24 protein-coding genes and 1 pseudogene are annotated in these 23,147 nt (G+C 34.0%); 15 read left to right on the forward strand and 10 right to left on the reverse strand.

The window, feature by feature from the left end:
• Window positions 1–52: 52 nt before the first annotated feature.
• A complete protein-coding gene (locus tag LUA86_RS06810; RefSeq protein ID WP_025142617.1) occupies window positions 53–301 on the reverse strand; it encodes a type B 50S ribosomal protein L31 in 249 nt (82 codons plus the stop codon).
• Between the two features lie 384 nt (window positions 302–685).
• Between LUA86_RS06810 and LUA86_RS06815 the strand changes: the two genes are divergently transcribed.
• Window positions 686–2,317 (forward strand): ABC-F family ATP-binding cassette domain-containing protein, encoded by a 1,632-nt coding sequence (locus LUA86_RS06815; protein WP_231459862.1) that lies wholly within the window; start codon window positions 686–688, stop codon window positions 2,315–2,317.
• Window positions 2,318–2,719: 402 nt separating this feature from the next.
• Here LUA86_RS06815 and LUA86_RS06820 read toward each other — a convergent pair whose 3' ends face one another.
• Both LUA86_RS06820 and mce read right to left on the reverse strand, forming a co-directional pair.
• The gene (locus LUA86_RS06820) at window positions 2,720–2,995 is read right to left on the reverse strand and encodes a hypothetical protein (RefSeq protein ID WP_231459863.1); all 276 of its coding nucleotides are present in this window, start codon (window positions 2,993–2,995) and stop codon (window positions 2,720–2,722) included.
• A gap of 305 nt (window positions 2,996–3,300) precedes the next feature.
• Entirely contained in the window at window positions 3,301–3,708 is a 408-nt protein-coding gene (gene mce, locus LUA86_RS06825) for a methylmalonyl-CoA epimerase (protein WP_231459864.1), read from the reverse strand.
• A 119-nt stretch (window positions 3,709–3,827) separates the two neighbouring features.
• On the opposite strand from mce, the gene LUA86_RS06830 reads away from it, so the two are divergent.
• The 7 genes from LUA86_RS06830 (at window position 3,828) to LUA86_RS06860 (ending at window position 11,010) form a co-directional block, all read left to right on the forward strand.
• Window positions 3,828–5,039 carry an IscS subfamily cysteine desulfurase gene (locus tag LUA86_RS06830; RefSeq protein ID WP_231459865.1) on the forward strand — a complete coding sequence of 404 codons (1,212 nt, stop codon included), beginning with the start codon at window positions 3,828–3,830 and terminating at the stop codon, window positions 5,037–5,039.
• A gap of 150 nt (window positions 5,040–5,189) precedes the next feature.
• The gene (iscU, locus tag LUA86_RS06835; protein WP_138821688.1) at window positions 5,190–5,603 is read left to right on the forward strand and encodes a Fe-S cluster assembly scaffold IscU; all 414 of its coding nucleotides are present in this window, start codon (window positions 5,190–5,192) and stop codon (window positions 5,601–5,603) included.
• Between the two features lie 100 nt (window positions 5,604–5,703).
• A complete protein-coding gene (locus LUA86_RS06840; RefSeq protein WP_025142623.1) occupies window positions 5,704–6,030 on the forward strand; it encodes an iron-sulfur cluster assembly accessory protein in 327 nt (108 codons plus the stop codon).
• Window positions 6,031–6,344: 314 nt separating this feature from the next.
• A complete protein-coding gene (locus LUA86_RS06845) occupies window positions 6,345–8,261 on the forward strand; it encodes a long-chain fatty acid--CoA ligase (RefSeq protein WP_231459866.1) in 1,917 nt (638 codons plus the stop codon).
• A gap of 145 nt (window positions 8,262–8,406) precedes the next feature.
• A complete protein-coding gene (locus LUA86_RS06850) occupies window positions 8,407–8,865 on the forward strand; it encodes a MaoC family dehydratase (protein ID WP_231459867.1) in 459 nt (152 codons plus the stop codon).
• A 116-nt stretch (window positions 8,866–8,981) separates the two neighbouring features.
• Window positions 8,982–10,691, forward strand: coding sequence for a lysine--tRNA ligase (gene lysS / locus LUA86_RS06855; RefSeq protein WP_231459868.1), 1,710 nt, complete (start codon window positions 8,982–8,984; stop codon window positions 10,689–10,691).
• 106 nt (window positions 10,692–10,797) lie between these two features.
• Window positions 10,798–11,010, forward strand: coding sequence for a hypothetical protein (locus LUA86_RS06860; RefSeq protein ID WP_231459869.1), 213 nt, complete (start codon window positions 10,798–10,800; stop codon window positions 11,008–11,010).
• Window positions 11,011–11,073: 63 nt separating this feature from the next.
• Here LUA86_RS06860 and LUA86_RS06865 read toward each other — a convergent pair whose 3' ends face one another.
• Both LUA86_RS06865 and LUA86_RS06870 read right to left on the reverse strand, forming a co-directional pair.
• Window positions 11,074–11,628 carry a pyridoxamine 5'-phosphate oxidase family protein gene (locus tag LUA86_RS06865; protein WP_231459870.1) on the reverse strand — a complete coding sequence of 185 codons (555 nt, stop codon included), beginning with the start codon at window positions 11,626–11,628 and terminating at the stop codon, window positions 11,074–11,076.
• Between the two features lie 287 nt (window positions 11,629–11,915).
• Window positions 11,916–12,455, reverse strand: a complete 540-nt coding sequence (locus LUA86_RS06870; protein WP_231459871.1) for a DUF2892 domain-containing protein — start codon at window positions 12,453–12,455, stop codon at window positions 11,916–11,918.
• Window positions 12,456–12,566: 111 nt separating this feature from the next.
• Between LUA86_RS06870 and LUA86_RS06875 the strand changes: the two genes are divergently transcribed.
• The 3 genes and pseudogenes from LUA86_RS06875 to LUA86_RS06885 form a co-directional block, all read left to right on the forward strand.
• Window positions 12,567–13,085, forward strand: a complete 519-nt coding sequence (locus LUA86_RS06875) for a thioredoxin family protein (RefSeq protein WP_231459872.1) — start codon at window positions 12,567–12,569, stop codon at window positions 13,083–13,085.
• Between the two features lie 23 nt (window positions 13,086–13,108).
• A complete protein-coding gene (ung, locus tag LUA86_RS06880) occupies window positions 13,109–13,786 on the forward strand; it encodes a uracil-DNA glycosylase (protein WP_231459873.1) in 678 nt (225 codons plus the stop codon).
• A 116-nt stretch (window positions 13,787–13,902) separates the two neighbouring features.
• Window positions 13,903–14,280: pseudogene (locus LUA86_RS06885) on the forward strand (GxxExxY protein); the annotation flags it as partial.
• A 119-nt stretch (window positions 14,281–14,399) separates the two neighbouring features.
• On the opposite strand, the gene LUA86_RS06890 reads toward LUA86_RS06885, so the two are convergent.
• Window positions 14,400–14,870 (reverse strand): Lrp/AsnC family transcriptional regulator, encoded by a 471-nt coding sequence (locus LUA86_RS06890; protein WP_231459874.1) that lies wholly within the window; start codon window positions 14,868–14,870, stop codon window positions 14,400–14,402.
• A 125-nt stretch (window positions 14,871–14,995) separates the two neighbouring features.
• Between LUA86_RS06890 and LUA86_RS06895 the strand changes: the two genes are divergently transcribed.
• Together LUA86_RS06895 and LUA86_RS06900 are read left to right on the forward strand one after the other, a co-directional pair.
• Window positions 14,996–15,658 (forward strand): metal-dependent transcriptional regulator, encoded by a 663-nt coding sequence (locus LUA86_RS06895; RefSeq protein ID WP_231459875.1) that lies wholly within the window; start codon window positions 14,996–14,998, stop codon window positions 15,656–15,658.
• Window positions 15,645–17,507, forward strand: a complete 1,863-nt coding sequence (locus LUA86_RS06900; protein ID WP_231459876.1) for an Nramp family divalent metal transporter — start codon at window positions 15,645–15,647, stop codon at window positions 17,505–17,507. Before LUA86_RS06895 ends, LUA86_RS06900 begins: the two co-directional genes overlap by 14 nt.
• Here LUA86_RS06900 and LUA86_RS06905 read toward each other — a convergent pair.
• Window positions 17,497–17,973 carry a redoxin domain-containing protein gene (locus LUA86_RS06905; protein ID WP_231459877.1) on the reverse strand — a complete coding sequence of 159 codons (477 nt, stop codon included), beginning with the start codon at window positions 17,971–17,973 and terminating at the stop codon, window positions 17,497–17,499. The genes LUA86_RS06900 and LUA86_RS06905 overlap by 11 nt on opposite strands.
• A gap of 179 nt (window positions 17,974–18,152) precedes the next feature.
• Between LUA86_RS06905 and smpB the strand changes: the two genes are divergently transcribed.
• Entirely contained in the window at window positions 18,153–18,602 is a 450-nt protein-coding gene (gene smpB / locus LUA86_RS06910; protein WP_231459878.1) for an SsrA-binding protein SmpB, read from the forward strand.
• Window positions 18,603–18,710: 108 nt separating this feature from the next.
• Here smpB and LUA86_RS06915 read toward each other — a convergent pair whose 3' ends face one another.
• On the reverse strand, window positions 18,711–19,367 hold the full coding sequence (locus tag LUA86_RS06915) for a protein-L-isoaspartate(D-aspartate) O-methyltransferase (protein ID WP_231459879.1): 657 nt from the start codon (window positions 19,365–19,367) through the stop codon (window positions 18,711–18,713).
• Between the two features lie 213 nt (window positions 19,368–19,580).
• Here LUA86_RS06915 and LUA86_RS06920 point away from each other — a divergent pair, with 213 nt between their 5' ends.
• Window positions 19,581–20,261: a hypothetical protein gene (locus LUA86_RS06920; protein ID WP_231459880.1), complete on the forward strand. Its 681-nt coding sequence runs from the start codon at window positions 19,581–19,583 to the stop codon at window positions 20,259–20,261.
• Here LUA86_RS06920 and priA read toward each other — a convergent pair.
• Both priA and LUA86_RS06930 read right to left on the reverse strand, forming a co-directional pair.
• Window positions 20,258–22,738 (reverse strand): primosomal protein N', encoded by a 2,481-nt coding sequence (gene priA, locus LUA86_RS06925; RefSeq protein WP_231459881.1) that lies wholly within the window; start codon window positions 22,736–22,738, stop codon window positions 20,258–20,260. The two genes, LUA86_RS06920 and priA, sit on opposite strands and share 4 nt — an antisense overlap.
• Window positions 22,738–23,124 carry a DUF423 domain-containing protein gene (locus LUA86_RS06930; protein ID WP_231459882.1) on the reverse strand — a complete coding sequence of 129 codons (387 nt, stop codon included), beginning with the start codon at window positions 23,122–23,124 and terminating at the stop codon, window positions 22,738–22,740. The genes priA and LUA86_RS06930 overlap by 1 nt, the downstream gene beginning before the upstream one ends.
• Between the last annotated feature and the right edge of the window lie 23 nt (window positions 23,125–23,147).

A 23,147-nucleotide genomic window follows, 5' to 3' on the forward strand; every position in this document is an offset into this window, starting at 1 on the left:
GTCCCGATGCTTTTGGCAAAGGGACTTCAAAAAATGCTTTGTACAGCTAAAATTATTTTTTAGCGTAACGGTTTTTGAATTTATCGATACGTCCTGCAGTATCAACCAATTTCATTTTACCAGTATAAAAAGGGTGAGAAGTGTGAGAAATCTCTAATTTATAAAGAGGGTACTCATTACCATCTTCCCATTTAATAGTTTCTTTAGTATCTACGCAAGATTTTGTTAAAAAAGCATATTCGTTAGACATGTCTTTGAAAACAACTGGTCTGTAGCTAGTAGGGTGCAAATCTTTTTTCATCGTGTTTTATTTTCTTTTAATTGTAATGAAGCTATCTCGCTTGCTCTTCGATGGTTTCATTTGAATATTATTTTAGTTATCTGTGTGAAACTTTCAATTACACTTTTGCAATTTGCTGGCAAAAACGCTTATGTCAATTTCTATTACTCTTTTTTATCTCTATTTTAGAGGTTGCAAATATCCAAATTTTATTTCTGATAAACAAGTGTATGAAATAAATATTTTAATATTATTTACTTACCACTTCATAATGCAGCTAACTGATTAATTAATACATTTATACAGCACACCTTGCCAAAAATTTTCGCGAAGTTACAATCATTTCCATTAATCAGTAAAGCTATCTTTCATTATCTTTGCCGCTCAATTTAAAAGCGTAAAACATTGATCGACGTAAATAACCTTTCTGTATCTTTTGGCGGCACTACACTTTTTAGTGGCGTATCTTTCTCTATAAATGAAAATGATAAAATTGCCTTAATGGGCAAAAATGGGGCAGGTAAATCTACCTTGTTAAAAATTATTGCTGGTGCAGGCCAAGCCACAACGGGGAATGTTTCTGGTCCGAAAGATGCAATTATAGCCTATTTACCACAACATTTACTTACAAAAGATAATGTAACCGTTTTCGAAGAAACTTCAAAAGCTTTTAGCGAAGCTTACCACATGCGTGATGAATTGGAACGTTTGAACGAGCAATTGAACATTCGTACCGATTATGAAACCGACGATTATATGAAGTTAATAGAGCAGGTTTCGGAATTGAGCGAAAAATTTTACTCCATGGAAGAGGTAAATTATGATGCTGAAGTTGAAAAGGTTTTAAAAGGACTTGGCTTTTTACGTAGCGATTTTACACGCCCAACTTCGGAATTTTCTGGCGGATGGCGTATGCGTATAGAATTGGCAAAAATTTTATTAAAAAAGCCTGATTTAATATTATTAGATGAGCCAACCAACCACATGGATATTGAAAGTATTCAATGGCTGGAAGATTTTTTGATAAATTCTGCAAAGGCAGTAATTGTAATTTCACACGATCGTGCTTTTGTAGATAACATTACCAATCGTACAATTGAGGTAACAATGGGCCGCATTTACGATTACAAAGCTAAGTACACACATTATTTACAATTGCGTAAAGAGCGTCGCGAACACCAGCTTAAAGCTTATGAAGAACAACAACGTTTTATAGCTGATAACCAAGAGTTTATAGACAGATTTAAAGGTACTTATTCTAAAACCTTACAAGTGCAATCGAGGGTTAAAATGCTCGAAAAACTTGAAGTAATTGAAATTGATGAAGTAGATAATTCTGCTTTGCGCTTAAAATTTCCGCCTTCTCCAAGGTCAGGCAACTATCCATTTATGGTTGAAGATTTAACCAAAGCCTATGGCAACCATGTCGTTTTCCAAAAGGCACACATGGTTATAGAACGCGGACAAAAAGTTGCTTTTGTGGGTAAAAACGGTGAAGGAAAATCGACTATGATTAAAGCACTTATGGGCGAAATTGATTTTGAAGGTGATTTAAAAGTCGGTCATAATGTAAAAATCGGTTATTTCGCTCAAAATCAAGCTTCATTATTAGATGAAGATTTAACTGTTTTTGATACGATAGACCAAATCCCAACCACAGAAAACAGGTTTAAAACTAAAGATTTACTAGGCGCTTTTATGTTTAGCGGCGATGATACCACGAAAAAAGTTAAAGTACTTTCTGGTGGGGAAAAAACACGATTGGCTATGATAAAACTTTTATTGGAGCCGGTTAACGTATTAATTCTCGATGAGCCCACTAACCACCTTGATATGAAAACAAAAGACATTATTAAAGATGCTTTAAAAGATTTTGATGGCACTTTAATTCTTGTTTCTCACGATAGAGATTTCTTGGATGGTTTGGCAGAAAAGGTTTTCGAATTTGGAAATAAGCGTGTTCGCGAACATTTTGAAGACATTAAAGGCTTTCTTGCACATAAAAAAATGGATAGTTTAAAGGAAATTGAAAAATAGTTTTTTCAATTCGTCACCCCCATTATGCTTAATTTATTTCAGCATCTAAAAGATTTGTAAAGCAAATTTTGTACTTCAAATTAATGTTAGTCAGGCTTTCCGTTAAATCTTTTTAGCGGAAATTTTGTGCTACACATATATGTATTCAACTAAAAAGGATACCACTCCAATCCTGTTTAGTTGGCAAATATTCTGCAAAGAACTAAAATATCCAAACCGAAATCCCCTGGTATTGCCTAATTGCAAGGTAAGAAGCAATATCTGCTTATAATATTGATTATCCGAAATTTTAAGAGCGGGCTTTGCCCTAAAACGACGGCCAGATTAGAGCAATATTGTAATTCTTATTTTCAATCGGCATTTACCTTACCATAAACGAACATTTTAAACCTACAGAGCTTATTACTTACTATATTTTTTCCAGGTTTCTACTTTTGCCTTCTGCCTTGCAATGTAAGCATCAGCAATTACTTCGGCTGAGCTCTTGCCTTCGGTAGTTTCCAACAATTCCTTGAGCTTGTGTTGGTCAACATCGGCTTTATAAAGAATTTGAATAAGCTTCGGGAAATCGTTATCAACTAAATATGCAAAAGCTTCAACCATGGCATCACGAAGTTGATTTTCTGTTAGATTTTCATTAATATCGAAATCTTTGCTGATGATTTTAATAAGCGACAATGAACAGGGTATTTAGGATTAACGGATTTTAAGATTATGATTTACTATTTAGCGCAAAGCGATGAAACACAAAATTAAGTTAAATAAACCTGATAGAAACGAGCATCCCGAATTTCTCGGGATAAAGTGTATAGCAGGACTAAAGAGGCGATGAAAAGCAGAACCAAACATTTTCAAGTTACAAAATAACTTAAAGATTCCCACATTGGCGAGCATAACGAGATTAAAAAAAAGTCATCATCCATTCTCCATCATCCATTTTACATCATCTATCTTACATCATCCATCTTACATCATTCCATCTTTTAAACCCATTTTATTTCCTGACAAAGCTCTATTAAAACCCCATTAGTATCTTTTGGATGTACAAAGCAAACCATTTTATTGTCTGCACCCTTTTTTGGTGTTTCATTTAAAAGCGTAAAACCATTGGCCTGAAGCCGCTCCATTTCTTCTAAAATATTATCGACAGCGAAAGCAATATGGTGAATGCCCTCCCCTTTTTTAGCCAGAAATTTTGCAATTGCACTATCATCAGAAGTCGCTTCCAGAAGTTCTACTTTATTTTCTCCAGATTTAAAAAACGCTGTGTTTACGTATTCTGAAGCCACTGTTTCAGTTTTATAGCAGGATGTATTTAGCAAAAGCTCGTAAAGTGGAACGGATTTACTAAGGTTATTTACGGCTATGCCAATATGCTCTATCTTGTTCATCGTTTTAAAAGGTTGGTTAAATGTAAAAATGCATGTTTTCTCTATAACCTCATAGGCATTATTTATAATTGTTCGGAAAGTTTTTTTGTATCTTTGTAATTATAATTAAGAGAATAGAGATGAAACAGCCGATATATTTAGATAATAACGCAACAACACCTTTAGACCCAAGAGTGTTAGAGGCGATGCTACCTTACTTTACTGAGAAATTTGGAAACGCCGCCAGCCGTAACCACGCTTTTGGATGGGTGGCTGAAGAAGGGGTAGATTATGCTCGTGAGCAAGTGGCCAAATTAATCGGCTGTACTGAAAAAGAAATCATTTTTACATCGGGCGCAACTGAGGCAGATAATTTAGCCATTAAAGGTGTGTTTGAGATGTATAAAGAAAAAGGTAACCACATTATAACTGCGGTTACTGAACATAAAGCCGTTTTAGATACTTGTAAACATTTAGAAAAAAATGGTGCTAGAGTAACTTATTTAGGCGTAAAAGAAGATGGTTTAATTGACCTTGCTGAATTAGAAGCGGCGATGACACCTGAGACGATTTTAGTTTCTATAATGTATGGAAACAACGAAATCGGTGTTATCCAGCCAGTTAAGGAGATTTCGGCAATTGCACATAAACATGGTGCTTTATTTATGACTGATGCTACGCAGGCAGTTGGTAAAATTCCAGTTGATGTAAACACTGATGGTATTGATTTAATGGCTTTTTCGGCGCATAAAATGTATGGTCCGAAAGGTGTAGGTGCACTTTACGTACGTAGAAAAAACCCCAGGGTTAAAGTTACTTCACAAATGGATGGTGGCGGCCACGAGCGTGGAATGCGCTCTGGTACATTAAACGTTCCGGGCATTGTTGGTTTAGGTAAAGCTTGCGAACTTTGTCGTTTAGAAATGGAAAGCGAATCTGTTCGTTTATCAGGATTACGCGACCGTTTAGAATCTACTTTAAGCAAAATGGAAGAAAGTTATGTTAACGGTAATGTAGAACATCGTTTACCACACGTAGCTAATATCTCTTTCAAATATGTTGAAGGTGAAGGTTTGATGATGGCCATGAGCGATTTAGCAGTATCATCTGGTTCTGCTTGTACTTCTGCTTCTTTAGAACCTTCATACGTTTTAAAAAGCTTAGGTTTATCTGATGATTTGGCACATTCTTCTATCCGTTACGGTTTAGGTAGATTTACAACCGAAGAGGATATAGACCACGCCATCGCAATTACTGAGAAGGCAGTTAATCACTTAAGAGAACTTTCTCCACTTTGGGAAATGTTTAAAGAAGGTATTGACTTGAGTAAAATTGAGTGGGCAGAACATTAATTTGCTGCGCAAATTAATGTGTTAAAAGTTGTACGTTATAAGTTTTAAGTCTGGAAGTATAAGTATAAAGCGATTAGACTTAGCACAGATAACAGGCAACAGAAAACTAATAAATAAAATCACCTTCGCAGAAGGCAAAAAAATAAAAACATGGCATATTCAGAAAAAGTAATTGACCATTACAATAACCCACGTAACGTAGGTACTTTAAATAAAGACAGTAAATTTGTAGGAACAGGCTTGGTTGGCGCACCTGAGTGTGGCGACGTAATGCGTTTGCAAATTGAAGTTGGCGAAGATAACGTAATTACTGATGCTAAATTTAAAACATTTGGTTGTGGTTCGGCAATTGCATCTTCTTCTTTAGCTACAGAATGGTTAAAAGGAAAAACAATTGATGAGGCTTTATCTATCGACAACATGGATATTGTTGAAGAATTGGCTTTACCACCGGTTAAAATTCACTGCTCGGTGTTGGCAGAAGATGCAATTAAATCAGCTATTAATGATTACCGCATTAAAAATGGCTTAGAGGCAATTGTATTAGAGAAATCTCACCACTAGGAATTAGTAGCAAGACAGAAGTATCAAGCATCAAGTTTATATTTTTAAACTTTGATTTTCGATAGTCAGTCTTGATACTTGATACTAAATACTCGATACTATGATTACAATAACAGATAAAGCAAAAGAAAAAATCACCCACTTAATGCAGGATTCAGAAATGGGTTCTGATTACTTTTTACGCGTTTCAGTAAAAGGTGGTGGTTGTTCTGGTTTATCATATAATTTAGATTTTGATAACGAAGAACAAAAAGGCGATCAGTTTTTTGAAGATAGAGGAATTAAAATCGCTTTAGATATGAAATCATTCCTTTATTTAGCTGGTACAGAATTAGATTTTACTGACGGATTAAATGGTAAAGGTTTCAATTTTATCAATCCAAATGCTAGTCGCAGTTGCGGTTGCGGTGAAAGTTTTTCTGTATAAAATTTTATGTAAATTATTTAAAAAAGGCTTCGGAATTTCCGAAGCCTTTTTGCGTTTTAGGTTATTTTGATTTTCAACAGATATATTGAAATTTAAAATAATTGTTATAATCTAAATAGGAATGTCGTCATTGCGAGGCACGAAGCAATCTCTAGCTAAATGGATTGATTCGTACCTCGCAACGACGGCAATTATCTAAATCTGCATTATTCATTTAAATTTGATGGAAATTAACAACACTAATACATCAATTTGTAATTTTAAACCAAAAAGCATTATTATTGTTAATTATAACGAACACCAAATAGAGAGCAATGCCATTAATTAACGAATTTTCTACCGTCCCTACCCTTTTGAGAAATGTTGTAAAAAACATTCACAAGCCTGAAGAAACTTTTTTGATTCACAAACAAGGTGCAGAATGGACAGAAATTTCATTTGAAGATACGCTTAAAAGAGCTGATGCCGTATCTGCTTACTTCCTGGAAAAAGGAATTAAAAAAGGCGATTGTTTGGGTTTAATGATAGAAAACTCTCCCGAATATGTGTATTACGACCAAGGAATACAGCAAATAGGGGCCATTAATGTATCTATATATCCAACTCTGTCAGAGCAGGAAGTAGATTATATTATTAATGATTCCGGCATCAAATCGATACTTGTTGGCAATAACTTTTTATACAGAAAAGTTTTAAAAGTTGCAGGAAACTGTAAACAATTAAAATATATCATTCCAGCTTTTAAAGATTTTGAAAAGGTTACTATTCCGGCTGATGTAAATGTAGAGGTTATTGCATTTTCTGATATACTTACGCTAAAACACCAAATTACTGCAGCAGAAAAAGCAGAAATAGAACAATGTAGAAAACAAGTTTTGCCCACAGATGTATCATCATTAATATATACGTCGGGTACAACAGGAACGCCAAAAGGCGTTATGTTAACGCATTACAATTTTGTAAAAAATGTTGAAGTTTGTTTACAGCAAATTCCGATTATAGATAAAACTGAAACATTTTTATCTTTTTTACCTTTATCTCACGTTTTCGAACGCACAGCAACCTATCATGTATGTTGTACGCAAGGCTGTAAAATTGCATTTGCACAGAGTTTAGAACTGCTAGCAAAAAATATGGGTGAGGTTCGCCCTACTGTGATGAGTTGTGTACCAAGACTATTAGAGCGTATACACGATAAAGCCATAAAATCCGGAACATCAGCAGGCGGAACAAAAGCAAAGATTTTTACATGGGCTTTAGAAACCGGCAAAAACTATCGCGTTGAGAAAGAAGCTGGAAAAAATCCTGGATTAATATTATCAGCAAAAAAAGCTATTGCAGAAAAACTTGTTTTTAGTAAGATTAAAGAGAAAACCGGTGGAAGATTAAAATTTATGATTTCTGGAGGTGCTGCATTGCCTAAAAACGTTGGCGAATTTTTTGGCGATTTAGGCATCAAAATATTAGAAGGTTTTGGATTAACAGAAACATCGCCGGTAATGTCTGTAACTGAATATCATCGCCAGGTTTATGGCACTGTTGGCCGTGTAATTCCGGGTATTGAAGTTGGAATTCAGGATGTTGATACAAAGAAAATCATTAACATTCAAACCCATAATACATTTAATGAAGATTTTGAATGTGAAGAAGGTGAAGTAATTGTTCGTGGCCATTGCGTTATGAAGGGTTATTTTAACAAACCAGCAGAAACTGCTGAAGCCATTGATAAAGACATGTGGTTTCATACCGGAGATATTGGCCGTTTTTACAAAGGTAATTTGCAAATTACCGACCGTTTAAAAAACATGATTGTAAATGCTTATGGCAAAAACGTTTATCCTACGCCAGTAGAAAATATCTATTTAAAAAGCCCAAAAATTGACCAGTTATTTTTAATTGGTGATAAGCGGGAATTTATCACAGCCATCATTATTCCTAACAGAGAAACCCTCGAAGAAACCTTTAAACTTAAACCTTCGTTTTTTGAAGATGCGAATCCGTTTATCCAGGAAAAAGAAATTATTGATTGGATGGAACAGGATATCAAAAAAATATCTAACGAATTGGCAAAATTTGAGCGTATTAAAAATTTCAAGATAAAACGTAATCCATTCAGTATTGATGAAGGAGAAATTACGCCTACAATGAAAGTTAAACGCCGGGCTGTTGAAAAGAAATATATTAATGTGATTGATGAAATGTACGAAGAGAACGTTGAAGCCGAATCATAATGAATATAGGTTAACAATAAAATCTTTTCAACATTTATCGAGCTTAATAATTCAATTATCCAGCTAATTCAACTCAATTCGAATTACAAATATCAATAATTATTAAAATTGCATAATCCCATAAAAATGGGTCGAAATTAAATCTATGGTAATAATTAACAGTTTTGAAGAGTACGAATCATTCCTTGGTAAAGAAATTGGTTCATCGGAATGGCATAAAATAGAACAAAAACAAGTTGATGATTTTGCCAATGCCACGTTAGATTTTCAATGGATTCACACCGATCCGGAAAGGGCAAAAACTGAAAGTCCATTTGGTTCCACAATCGCTCATGGATATTTAACTTTATCGCTTATCCCGTATTTATGGAAACAAATAGCAGATATTCAAAATGTTAAAATGGAAGTGAATTATGGTATCGAGAAATTTAAATTTAACAGGCCTGTATTAGTAAATGATGAAGTGCAATTAAGAGCTAAACTAATCGCCATTTGCGATTTAAGAGGTATTACTAAGGTTGTTATCGAGGCCAACTTAGATATTAACGGTCAGACCAAAACAGCTTATACCGGAAATGTAGTTTTTCTATATCATTTTAATTAATCAAAATTATTAGTAGAATTCGTTGAAGGCTTAGCTAAATCATAATAATCTCCCAAGAGGATAATACAATTATTAAACATCTTGCAAAATCGTTACTTTTGCAAAAAATACCCGAAATGAGTATAGGATTATCAGAACAAGAAATATTACGACGCGAGTCGCTAAAACAATTACGCGAACTAGGTATTGAGCCTTACCCTGCAGAATCTTATGATATTAATGTAACTGCTGCAGATATTTTAAAGAATTACGAACAAGATAAAACTGCATACAAAACGGTAAGTTTAGCGGGCAGGATAATGGGCAGAAACATTATGGGTGCTGCTTCTTTCGCTGAAATTCAAGATTCAACAGGTCGTATCCAGGTTTATCTAAAAAGAGATGAACTATGCCCCGGAGAAGACAAAACTTTATACAATACAGTTTTTAAGAAACTTTTAGATATTGGCGATTTCATCGGTGTAAAAGGATATGTTTTTACAACACAAACCGGAGAAATTTCAATCCACGTTACGGAGTTTAAGGTTTTATCAAAATCTTTGCGTCCTTTACCAATAGTTAAACGTGATGATGAAGGAAATGTATATGATGGATTTACCAATCCGGAGTTGCGCTACCGTATGCGTTATGTAGATTTAACAGTTAATCCAGATTACAAGCAAATTTTTATCAAACGCAGTAAAGTAATTAACAGTATGCGTAATTACTTTGACAACCAGGGTTGGATGGAAGTTGAAACTCCAATTCTTCAACCCATTCACGGCGGTGCTGCTGCTCGTCCTTTTGCTACGCATCACAATACTTTAGATATGCCACTTTATTTGCGTATTGCAAATGAGCTTTATTTAAAACGTTTAATTGTAGCAGGCTTTGATGGTGTATATGAATTCGGTAAAATGTTCCGTAATGAAGGAATGGATCGAACCCATAACCCGGAATATACATCGATGGAGATTTATGTAGCCTACAAAGATTATATCTGGATGATGGCGATGGTTGAAGAGTGTTTAGAAAAAGTAGCTATCGCGACAAATGGTTCTGCAAAAGTTAAAGTTGGCGATAACGAAATCAACTTCGAAGGCCCATACGAAAAATTAACCATGTACGAATCAATCCATAAGTTTACAGGCATTGATGTTTCGGCAATGAATGAAGAACAATTACTTCAAACCTGTAAAGATTTAGGTATTGAAACTGATTCTACAATGGGAAGAGGTAAATTAGTTGATGAAATTTTTAGTGATAAAGTTGAAGCAAACTTAATTCAACCTACATTTATTACCGATTACCCAATTGAAATGACGCCGCTTGCTAAAAAACACCGTTCTGCAGAGGGTTTGGTTGAGCGTTTCGAGATATTTGTTAATGGTAAAGAAATTGGTAATGCGTATTCAGAGCTTAACGATCCGATTGACCAAAAAGAGCGTTTTGAAGATCAATTAACGCTAGCTGATCGTGGTGATGCTGAAGCTATGGCAATGGATGATGATTTTGTTCGGGCGCTCGAATATGGAATGCCACCAACATCGGGTTTGGGCTTCGGTATTGATCGTATTGTTATGTTAATGACAAACCAAAGCACTATTCAGGAAGTTTTATTTTTCCCGCAAATGCGACCTGAAAAAAAGAAAATAGAATTAAGTGCTGAAGAAACAGAATTATTTTCATTGGTAAAAGAGGGTGAGAATGCTCTTTTAACTGATGTAAAAACAAAACTTACAGATTGGAGCAACAAAAAATGGGATACAACTTTAAAAGCACTCACGGCTAAAAATATCCTTAAAGTAACCAAAACTGATGATGGCTTGTTTTTATCTCATAGGTAATCAAACATTAAGGTTAACATAAAAATAACATAAACTTAAAAGGCTTGCTAACAATTGTTTAGCAAGCCTTTTCTATATTTACAGCAATCGAAAAAAATATTGCCGTATGAATACCTCAAGTTTAGAAATTACAGAAAGAGAATATTGTATTAAATTGAGCAAAGATGCTTTTGATTTATCTCTTGTTCATCAGCTTATAAAAAGAATTCAGGCTGAAGCGTTTTTCTTCAAAAGAGCCGAGGCCGAAGAAGATGATATTTTAAGCAAAAGAAATCAAAGAGATGAGTTAGAAGGGTTTGATTATTTAGGTGATAAATAATCAAACTCTAAACTTTTCACATTGAACTTTTCACTTTAGACTTTAGACTTTACACTCTAAACTTTAATCAATATCCAAGGTTCCTTCAACCGAATCGTCCATCGTTTTACCAATAACTACAGATGCTGCCATTTTCAAAAATGCCACAGCAGATCCATGTTTGATATCCCAATAATATCCCTCAGATGGAATTACTTTAATTAATGTAATATTCGGGTCTTCTTTTCCACCTTGAAACCAGGTTTTAATAAAAGGACTCCATAATTCATCAATTTTGGCCTGGTCTCTGCTAATTTCAGAAATCCCGTAAATGTTTACAAAGCCAGAATGTGCACCTGCCTGAAAAAGTAAATGAGTAAACGGATCAGCCGCAATTTCATCATTTTTGTGACTATCTTTCATGCTCATGAACCAAATATTGCCTTCATCATCAACTTGTTGAATTGCCATTGGCCTAACAGATAATGGAACGCCGGTTTTAATATTAGTACAAAAAAAACAGCTCTCCGCCTTTTCAGCTAAATCGCGTAGTTTTTCAACCGCTTCCTTGCCGCCCAAATCCTGGATATTATTTTCTTCCTGAGTATTATTAGTACTTCCTTCTTGTGATGTTGCCATAGTTTTTATTTTTACTACATTAAAAAATGGCATTTAGTTTTATTTTTTTCTGAAAAGCAAAATCAGGGCTACGATTACTTTCAGTCCCGCTATCGCTACTATCTTTTAAAAACTTCTTTACTGCTGTGTCCATACACACTAGTGCATTTCTTAAAATACAGCCATCTTAATAATTTACTGCAATTTTTAAAAGTATAGCCGCTCTATTGTGTTTACAGTTTTCGGTTAGTACACCAAAAAAACAGAGCGAAAAAAAGCCGCTTCATTTAAGAAACGGCTTCAGTAGTTTATCTGTATCTAACTTGTTGTTGCTTATCCATCATCCCCATCTGGTCTTTCATCTGCTTAATCTGGTCGGCAAGTAATTTGTTTTTATCAGCTTTTTTAGCATCAGCTAAATACATTGTGGCTTCGCGTTTATTACGTTTTGCCATTGCAATTCCGGCTAAACTTAACTTAGCCAAGGCAACATTATGGTCCATCTGCATGCCTAAACTTAGCGCTGCTTTAAAATACTTTTCCGATTTCATTGGAGCTGTTCTGCTTTCTATCAAACCAACAAGTAAATTATAATAACCGTGTTGCACTTTAATCAACTGACTTTCGTAATCGGTAATGCGATTTAAAAACTGTTGTGCCTTTGGCATATTATCTTTACGTAAAAACCATTGTGCTAAAAGCATATTTTCATTAAAGAAATAGGTTACTAAAACAATTATACCAAGCAATATTGCAATTATTCCCCAAGGCCAGTGGCCAAAAATGAATAAAGCAACAGCGCCGCCTAATAACGCAAACCCAACTATCAATCTAATAAAATTTGGCATAAAATTTATTCTTAATATTTTTCTGCAAATATCGTGTTTAAATAGCAGAATTTAGATTTTAAAATAATAATTTCAGTAAAAATTTACAAATACCTAAAACTATCATATCAAATGAAAATTTTCTTATCAATTACCCTTATAATAATCGCCATGAATGTTTCTGCACAAGAAGTAAATAAAAAAGTACACGATAAAATTCACAATAAAGATATTCTGTTAAATGCATGTACCAGGCAAGGCTTAATTACTTTTCCTGAATTTAAAGAAATGTACGATCCTTTGTATGAAGCTTATATACCTGATGCTGCTACAATGATTGAGTTAAAAAAACTTATCAAAAAAGAACATATAAAAATTATATTAGGAACTTGGTGTGGAGATAGTAAAGTTAACGTTCCAAACTTTTTTAAAGTGTTGGATGCGCTACAATTCAAAGAAAAAAATACCGATATAATTGCTGTAGATGGCAGTAAGAAAGCTGAGAACGGTATTATTGATGGCTTGAACATAACCAATGTACCTACTTTTATTGTTTTCGATAAGAAAGGTAATGAGTTGGGCAGAATAGTTGAACATCCTAAAACAACTTTAGAAGCGGATTTGTTAGCTATTTTTAAGAAGAAGAAATAATTAAACCCTCAACTTATATATATATGTCTGCTGCTTTAGAACCTGGTTGGTTAGCTGTTTTAAATGATGAATTCGAAAAAGATTACATGGTAAACCTTAAGGCGTTTCTTTTAGAGGAAAAGCAAAATGGTAATAATGTATATCCCAAAGGATCAGATATTTTTAATGCATTAAATACTACGCCTTTTGATAAAGTGAAGGTTGTAATTCTTGGTCAAGATCCATATCATGGTGTCGGACAAGCACATGGATTATCATTTTCTGTTCAGAAAGGTGTGGCCATTCCTCCTTCTTTAAAAAATATTTATAAGGAGCTCGAGACAGATATAGAAGGATTTAAAACGCCAATTCATGGCCATTTAACCAATTGGGCAGAGCAAGGGGTATTATTATTAAACGCTACACTTACCGTTAGAGCTTCTGAAGCAGGCTCTCACCAAAACCGGGGATGGGAAATTTTCACTGATGAAATTATAAAATCCTTATCCGACAGAAAAGAGCATATTGTATTTTTGCTGTGGGGAAAATATGCGCAACAAAAAGCAGCATTAATCGATCAAAAAAAGCATTATGTTTTAACAGCCGCTCACCCCTCGCCTTTCTCGGCTTACAATGGTTTTTTCGGCTCGAAACATTTCTCAAAAACAAATCAATTATTAGTACAGAATAATTTAACCCCAATAGATTGGAAGTTGCAATAATTTTTAACCATCTTAGAACAACATAGAACATCTTAGTGTAATCATTTAAGCATCCCCGACTATATACTTAATCGGATTAAAAAAATGATAAAAAATTTTTAGATAATTTAGAATACAAAGTTACGGGTGCATGTATTGAAGTTCATAAAGCACTCGGTCCAGGGCTTTTAGAAAGCATCTATCATAAATGTTTGATGAGAGAACTTCAGCTACGGCGTATTAGTTTTACAAGTGAACATCTAATCACTGTAGAATATAAAAATGTATTTATGGATACGATAATTCGAGCCGATTTATACATAGAGAATTGCATGGTATTAGAACTTAAAGCTGTAGAAAAAATTCAACCAATTCACCAAGCACAGATTTTAACGTACATGAAACTTTTGAACGCTCCTTGCGGTTTACTCATCAATTGCAATTGTATAAATATTGTTGCTGATGGTAAAAAATCATTTATTAACGATATATATAGAGGAATATTAAACCGTTAATCTTTATTGAAACTTAGATGTTCTTAGAATCCTCAGATGGTAAAAAACATTAAAAAGCAGAGTAACACCTATTGTTATGCTCTTTAATTCATTAATACCCATAAACTTTAATAAAGAAATTAATATTCCAAAGGCACAATTGGCTCTTTTTTGGTTGTAGACATAATCATCATTGTTTGGAAAGTTTTTACAACCGAAATTTTACTGATCTTATCCATAATTAAGCGTTCATAAGCCTTAATATCTTTTACATATACCTTTAGTAAAAAATCTGCTTGCCCGGTAACGTGATGACATTCAGTGATTTCTTTAATTTGATTTACCTCATCTAAAAAGATTTGAATGGTGTTATTTTTATGAAAATCTAACTGAATTTGAATGAAAGTTTTGATCCCTAAACCAAGCTTTTCTTCATCAACCAAAGCATGATAGCTTTTGATGAAGCCAGCCATTTCTAATTTACGTACCCTTTCTAATGTTGGTGCAGGAGAAAGTCCAATTTCTTGAGATAACAATAGATTTGTGATTCTACCATTCTCTTGTAAAATCTTTAGAATTCTAAAATCAATTTTGTCTAATTCTGATGCCATAAATGTTTAAGGTAATAACATCACAAACATAACCAAATTATATTCTAAATTTTAACATAATTAATCATATATATTTTAAATAATTTTTTTTAGATTTACCTAAAAATATAATTAGACAAACATAAATGCAAAGTTTTACTGAAGAAAATTACTTAAAAGTAATCTATCATTTAGCTCAAAAAACAACAAATGTTCAAACGAATGCAATTGCAGAGCAAATTCAAACTAAACCAGCTTCGGTTACAGATATGCTCAAAAAGCTTGCAGAAAAAGGACTTGTAGATTATGTAAAATATCAAGGTGTAACTTTAACCGAAAAAGGCAAACAAGCTGCTGTAAATATTGTTAGGAAACACAGATTATGGGAAGTGTTTTTAGTAGATAAATTAAATTTCAAGTGGGACGAAGTTCATGATGTTGCCGAGGAACTGGAGCATATAAAATCTGTAGATTTAATTGAGCGCTTAGATGAATTTTTAGGTTTTCCAAAATCAGACCCACATGGCGACCCAATTCCAGATAAAAACGGAACATTTGCAAAAACGCAGTTTATAAAATTAATAGAACTTAAAATTGGCGAATCTGGAACAATAACCGGTGTTAGTCAACATAGCTCTCCGTTTTTAAAATATTTAGAGAAATTGGGACTAACACTAGGTAAGCACATACAAATTACTGATATAACAGATTTTGATGGTTCTGTCGAGATTTCGGTAAACGATAAACAAATTAATATTAGTAGAGAAGTAGCAAAACATATTCTAATTAGCAACAATGGCAAAATCTGAATCGCTTAGCGAGGTACATCAAAGTGTAGATACCAGTAAACGAAAGGGTTGGCGCCGGATATTGTCTTTTATCGGCCCGGCTTATTTAATTAGTGTAGGTTACATGGACCCCGGAAACTGGGCTACCGATTTAGCAGGTGGAAGTAAGTTCGGCTATCAGTTAATTTGGGTTTTATTAATGTCCAATTTAATTGCGCTATTACTCCAATCGCTTAGCGCAAGGTTAGGAATTGTTAGAGGTTTGGATTTAGCCCAAGCATCAAAACATGCTTATCCACGTTGGGCAAATATTCCACTTTTTATGCTTGCGCAAACGGCAATAGTAGCTTGTGATTTGGCAGAAATTATTGGAATGGCAATAGGTTTACAGCTACTTTTTGATTTGCCCTTAATTTGGGGAATTTCTATCACTATATTCGATACATTGTTATTACTTTTTTTGCTTAATAAAGGCATGCGAGCAATGGAAGGCTTTATCGTTTCGATGGTATTTATAGTTGGTATTTCTTTTTTGGTAGAAATGTTTATTGTTGAACCATCACTAAAAGAAGTTGCCAGAGGTTTTGAGCCGTCAGTTTTAGGAGGTGATGCACTTTACATCGCTATCGGAATAATTGGCGCTACAGTTATGCCACACAATCTTTATCTCCATTCATCACTTGTTCAAACCAGAAAAATTGAACGCACCAATAAAGGGATAAAAGAAGCGTTAAAATTTAATCTTATTGATACAACCGTTGCACTAAACCTTGCATTTTTTGTTAACGCAGCCATATTAATTCTAGCTGCAGCTGCATTTTATAAAAATGGTTTGCATGAAGTTGCCGAGATTCAGGACGCCCATAAATTATTATCCAACATTTTTGGCAATATAGCACCAACCTTATTTGCAATTGCTTTAATAGCTGCCGGCCAAAGTTCTACAGTAACCGGTACCTTAGCGGGGCAAATTGTAATGGAAGGGCACATAAATTTACGTATTCAGCCATGGTTAAGGAGATTGATAACAAGACTTTTAGCAATTGCACCAGCCTTTTTCACCATACTACATTACGGGGATGATGCTTTAGGAGGGTTATTGGTATTGAGTCAGGTCGTGTTAAGCTTGCAATTGGGTTTTGCCATTATTCCTTTAATCCATTTTACATCAGATAAGAAGCTGATGAAAGATTTTGCCATTAAAACCTGGGTAAAAATTTTAGCATGGACCAGTGCTGCAGTAATTATAGCGTTAAACGTTAAGCTTGTTATCGAAGAAATAAGTGGATGGACAAAGGTTAATAACGAATGGTGGGTTTATGCAATAATTATACCTGCTGTAACCTTAACAGTTTTGCTGTTGTTGTATGTTTTCTTCCACCCTTTACTTGATAAGAAAAATCATGAAAAACAGATGGTTCCCCATGGCGAAGCCTTAGATATTGGTAAAATTGACAAAATAAGTTATCAAAGAATTGGTATTGCTGTAGATTTCTCTGCAAATGATAGAAACACGATTCGCCATGCATTAATTCAAGGCGGCAAAGATGCACAATACTACTTAATTCATGTTGTAGAAACTGCTGCAGCACGTTACCATGGAGATAAAGTAATGGATCATGAAACTAAAAGCGATGCAGAAAACCTGGAAAAGTATAAAATTAACCTTACAGATTTAGGCTACGATTCTACCACGTTTATAGGTTTTGGAGGCACAGCTAAGGCAATTGCTGATATCAGTAATAAAAATGATATTGATTTATTGGTTATGGGTGCTCACGGACATAAAGGCTTAAAAGATTTAATCTTTGGAACCACCGTAGATGCCGTAAGACACCGTGTAAATATACCGGTTTTGATTATCCGATAGATTTTATAATCTTTTTGATGCCACCATCACCGTCGCCAAAAACTAATAACTTGCCATTTGGTGCGTAGAGATACATTGCAGGGTATTTCGTAGGTAAAAATGTTGGTATAAAAATTCGGTTTTTATCTTGTAATACAATAACGTTGGGCTTTAAATTTAAGCCTGGCGCATAGGTACCAAAAAATTTCTGAATAGAAATCGATTCATCTAAAGTTACCATGTAAATGTTAACATCTTTGAATTTATTATAGGCTTTGTTCAATTCAGTAGCTTCACGTTGGCAATGCTCGCAAGTACAATCAAACAGAATAAATAAAGATTTTTTCTTTTGATTTACATTTACGTTTGAGAAAGCTTTACCATCCAGCTTAAAAAATTTAAACTGTGGTAAATATGCTGGCTGCTGTGCATTTGCTACAAATCCAAGCAAAATAAGTGCTACAAAAAGAATGTTTTTAAACTTCATACCTAATAAATATACTCAAACTTAATTTTTTATTTGCGAACAAAGCAATTATAATTTGAGTTTTACATTTGCAGAACATTACAATAATATAAAAGAAAATAATAGCGCAAATTTTAAGATATTTGCATCCCAAGCATTATTCAGCTTATGCTTAATGATGATTTTAATAAAATACCATTTTGAAAAACGATATAAACATAAAAAATAAAAGAGCATATTTCGATTATAACATTATTGATAAATATGTTGCCGGCATTGCCCTTTTAGGTACAGAAATAAAGGCGATAAGACAAGGTAAAGCTAATATGACAGATGCTTTCTGCATGTTTATTGGCGGTAATTTATATGTTCGAAATTTGCATGTTTCGGAGTATAGCCACAGTTCTTTTTATCATCATGATATAAAGAGAGATAGAGCCCTACTTCTGCAGAAAAAAGAAATAAGAAAATTAAAAGCCAAAGGCGAAGAAAAAGGTTATACCATTGTTCCTTTAAGGATTTTTGTAAATGAGAGGGGTTTTGCTAAAATCGAGATCGCTTTAGCTCAGGGTAAAAAAGAATTCGACAAAAGAGATAGTATTAAAGACCGCGATTCAAAGAGGGAAATGGACAGAGCGATGAAGGTATAACCAGCTTAGCTGTATCATTAGTTCATTAGTATTTAGGTCTCTACCTAATTTAAGCAATGCACATATTCATCAACTAATTGCTGATGAACTAATGATTATTAAATCGAATTACCAAGCCTGGTCTCCAACCAACGGAACAAATCTAAAAGTATCGAGTACAATTTTTTCATAATCCGTTTCGCTCATTCTTAAAACTGTAACCATTTTTTGGCTATGCTCATCTCCTACTGGGATAACCAATATACCGCCAACTTTTAATTGCTTAAGCAGAATTTCTGGCACCAAAGGCGCTCCTGCTGTCACAATTATCTTATCATAAGGTGCTTCTTCGGCAATTCCTTTAGACCCATCGCCACAATAAAATTTCGGGCGATAGCCCATTCCTGGTAAAATTTGAATGGTTCTGTTGTAAATATTTTCCTGGCGTTCTATGGTAACCAAATTTGCACCAAGCTCTAATAAAATACAAGATTGATACCCAGAACCCGTACCAATTTCAAGCACTTTATCACCCTTTTTTATATGAAGTAATTCACTCTGGTAAGCTACGGTATAAGGTTGCGAAATGGTTTGTCCGTCGCCAATTGGGAAGGCAATATCTTTATATGCCTGATTCCAGAATGTTTCATCGAAGAAAAAATGACGTGGGACTTTACCAATTGCTTTAAGTACGTTTTCATCTTCAATTCCACGAGATTTTAGTAACTCAACTAACTTCTTTCTCGCACCCCTTTCTCGGTAATTATCAACAAATTTATAGGCCATGAAGTTTCAAAAGTAGCGTTTTTATGTTGGGATACGTTTTAATATTTCTAAACATTTTATAACTAACAGTAAATCAAAAGTTAATTTTTTAATGCGCTTAAATTATGTTAAATTACAATATAAAAGGGGTTAAATAATATTATTAGCGTGTTAATTGATAATTATTTTTACTTTTGAACTTACAATACATACTAAGGAATCTATCTCTCTTCGATGAAAAAAAGACTATTAAGCATATTAATTTTATGCGCATCTTTTACTACTTACGCACAGACAAGTGCCGATTTTAATTATTCTCTTGCTGTAAGGGGCTATAGCTTAATGCAGTTACCTAAAATATTAAACCAAACCAATGCTCAGGATTATACAAAAATGGTTGGCAACGGTTTAATGTTAAAATTTAATGATAATCAAATCAGCTACAGAATTAGCGCTAATTATTTTAGAGATAAAGACGTAAGTTTTCAAAATACTTGTGAAACATGCGAAATCGCTAAAGGAAAAGTAACTGATTATTCATTTAAAATAGGTTTTGAAAAGAATTTCAATTACTCCAGAATTCAACCCTATTTTGCTTTTGATGTGGGATACCGTTCAAATCGTTTTACAGGAATGTTAAGCCCGGCAAATTCAAATGTTGCTACGAGCAATCAATCAGCAGATGCAACTAAAAATGGACTAGTGATGAGCCCATCGTTGGGTATAAAAATTAACATTATACCTAACCTTGCCATTTTTGCAGAAAGCAGCTTGGATTTTAATTATTCTTACGAAAAGCAGGATATTACTCAAGCGAACTTAGCTGGCAGAACTATCAATACCTACAATAAATGGGAATTTTTATTAAATCCTGTTTCAGCTGGTATTCAATTTAACTTCAACAGCAAAAACTAATAAGGGTCTACATCTATTTGAGTGATTACACTCTTATAGTCTTTTGTAGCATTAAACTGGGTAAGAGTTTCTCTTAAAACCGCTTTCACTTTATTTATTGCAGTATTACGATCTGCTTTGATAATGATTTGCTTAATGTAGAGATTTCTTACCCGGCTTACCAAAGGTTGCTCCGGACCTAAAACACGCTGGCCGAATTTAGCTTTCAGCGTTTGTGCAAGCACAAAAGAAGCTTTATCTAAAACCATAGAATCTTTGTGCTTCACATAAAGGAAAATCATTCTTGAAAAAGGAGGATATAAGAATTTTTCACGTTCTACAATCTCATCATTATACATGCCTAAATAATCGTTTTCAACAACTTGCTTAATGATTCTGTTCTCCGCATCATAAGTTTGAATGCATACATTACCCTGCTCTGCCCTTCTACCTGCTCTGCCGGCTACTTGTGCTAACAATTGAAAACTTCTTTCATAAGCCCTAAAATCAGGATAGCCAAGTAATGTATCAGCATTGATAACGCCTATTAAACTCAGATTATCAAAATCCAATCCTTTGGCAACCATTTGAGTACCAATTAAAATATCAGTTTTTTTATCCTGAAAATCGCTCAAAATTTGCTGCAAACCATTCTTGGTACGCGTGGTGTCCATATCCAGGCGGGCAATTGTAACTTCAGGATAGAGCAACTTTAATTCTTCTTCAATACGTTCTGTGCCAAAACCTTTTTGCTCTACATGCACTGAACCGCATGCCGGACAAATATTAACGCTACTTTGCTGATAACCACAATAATGGCAATGCAACTTCCCACTACTTTTATGATAAGTTAAACTTACATCACAGTTAATACACTTTGGTGTGTAACCACAAGTTGCACAAATTAATATAGTTGCATAACCGCGTCTGTTTTGAAAAAGCACTATTTGTTCTTTCTTACTCAGCGCTAAGTCCATATCTTTTATAAGCACACTGGAAAAATATGACACCATTGTTTTTCTCTTCGTTTCCTCAGAAATACTAACTACCTGTTGATTTGGAAGTTTTACACCACCAAAACGTTCATGCATTTCTACCAAACCATATTTTCCATTTAGCGCATTATAATAACTCTCTAAAGATGGCGTAGCAGAACCTAAAACCACTTTAGCACCGTGTAGATGGGCCAGATAAATTGCCGAATCTCGTGCCTGGTAACGTGGAGCTGGGTCGTATTGTTTGTAAGATGGTTCATGTTCTTCATCAACCACAATAAGTTTTAGATTTTGAAAAGGTAAAAACACGGCCGAACGAGCACCTAAAACAACTTTATATGCGCCATGCTTTACTTTATTCCAAATTTCTACTCTTTCATTATTATTAAATTTTGAGTGATAAACCCCAATTGAATTACCAAAATATTGTTTAATTCTTTCTACAATTTGTGTGGTAAGCGCAATTTCGGGCAAAAGAAATAAAACCTGATCGTTACTATTGTTAATGATATTCTCTATCAACTTTATGTAAACCTGGGTTTTACCTGATGCAGTAACGCCATGTAACAACACTACATCTTTTTCTTCAAAAGACTCAGTAATATTATTAAGAGCGGCTTGTTGACTTGCGTTTAAGTTAAAATTGATGCTAAAATCATCATCGTTGGAATTTAATCTGCTTACCGGTCTTTTTAAAACTGTAAAAATTTCTTTATCCGTAAGGGCTTTTAATGCTGCAGCACCGCAATTGCTCTCCTCTATTAATTGTTCTTTAGCTATGGGTAAACCTGCTTTATTTAATTTTAAGTAGCCCAATAACGCGTCCAATTGCTTTGGCGCTCTTTCGAGCAATGCAAAAAGTTGTTTAAGGTTTTCCTCATCATTGTAAAAATCATTGAGGATAATGAATGATTTTAATAAAGGCTTATATTTTTGAATTACCTCTTCGGCAACAAATATGAGTTCTTTTGCCAGCAGTTGATTGATTATGGGATAAACACTTTTTTGACCAAGCAATTTAGAAACATCATTAACCGTTAGTCTTTGTTGTTTTTTTAATTTTGAAATAATTATTGCTTCTTTTTCGTTTACAGATGTAGATTCATCATAATCATCCCTTAAAATTAAAATGGTTTCACTTGCCAACTTTAAACTCGCCGGCAAGGCAGCAGCCATTACATCACCTTCGTTACACATATAATAATCTGTCATCCATTGCCAGAACTTCAATTGTAAAGGTGTTACAACCGGCTCAGCATCTACTACATCGATTATATATTTTGCTTCGTAAACTGCTGGAGGTGTATTGGTGATTTGGCTAATTAAAGCAGTGTAAATTTTATGCTTACCAAATTGAACAACCACTCTTTTACCAATTTCAATTTGTGCATTTAAATCGAATGGAATACGATAAGTATAATTTTTAGCTAAAGATAAAGGCAAAATCACCTCAACAAAAAGTGTTTCTCTTTCTGCAAAAATATCTGGTTCAAACACAGTCATTATTTATCTTTTATAGCGGCAAAGAATAACATTATCCAGCCTAATGCAAATAATAAACCCCCTATTGGTGTTATCGGACCAATAACATCAACAAAGGAGATATGCAGAATGCTTCTGGTTGCTAATAAATATAAAGATCCGGAGAAAAGGATAATACCGAAAGTAAAACAAAAATATGCAATGTTAATTAACTTGTTTCTATATCTTGCAAAAGTTGATAAATACAAAAGTGCAAAAGTGTGATAAAACTGATATTCAACACCTTTCTGCCAAATTTCTAACGAATATGCATCAACTACAGCCTTTAATCCATGGGCACCAAAAGCACCAAATAAAACAGCAATTAAGCCAAAAAAAGATGCAGTAAGAATGATACGTTTATTCATATAAATTAGCTTAAAAGGATTGC

Source organism: Pedobacter sp. Leaf132 (assembly GCF_920984695.1).
In the GTDB taxonomy this organism is placed as follows: domain Bacteria; phylum Bacteroidota; class Bacteroidia; order Sphingobacteriales; family Sphingobacteriaceae; genus Pedobacter.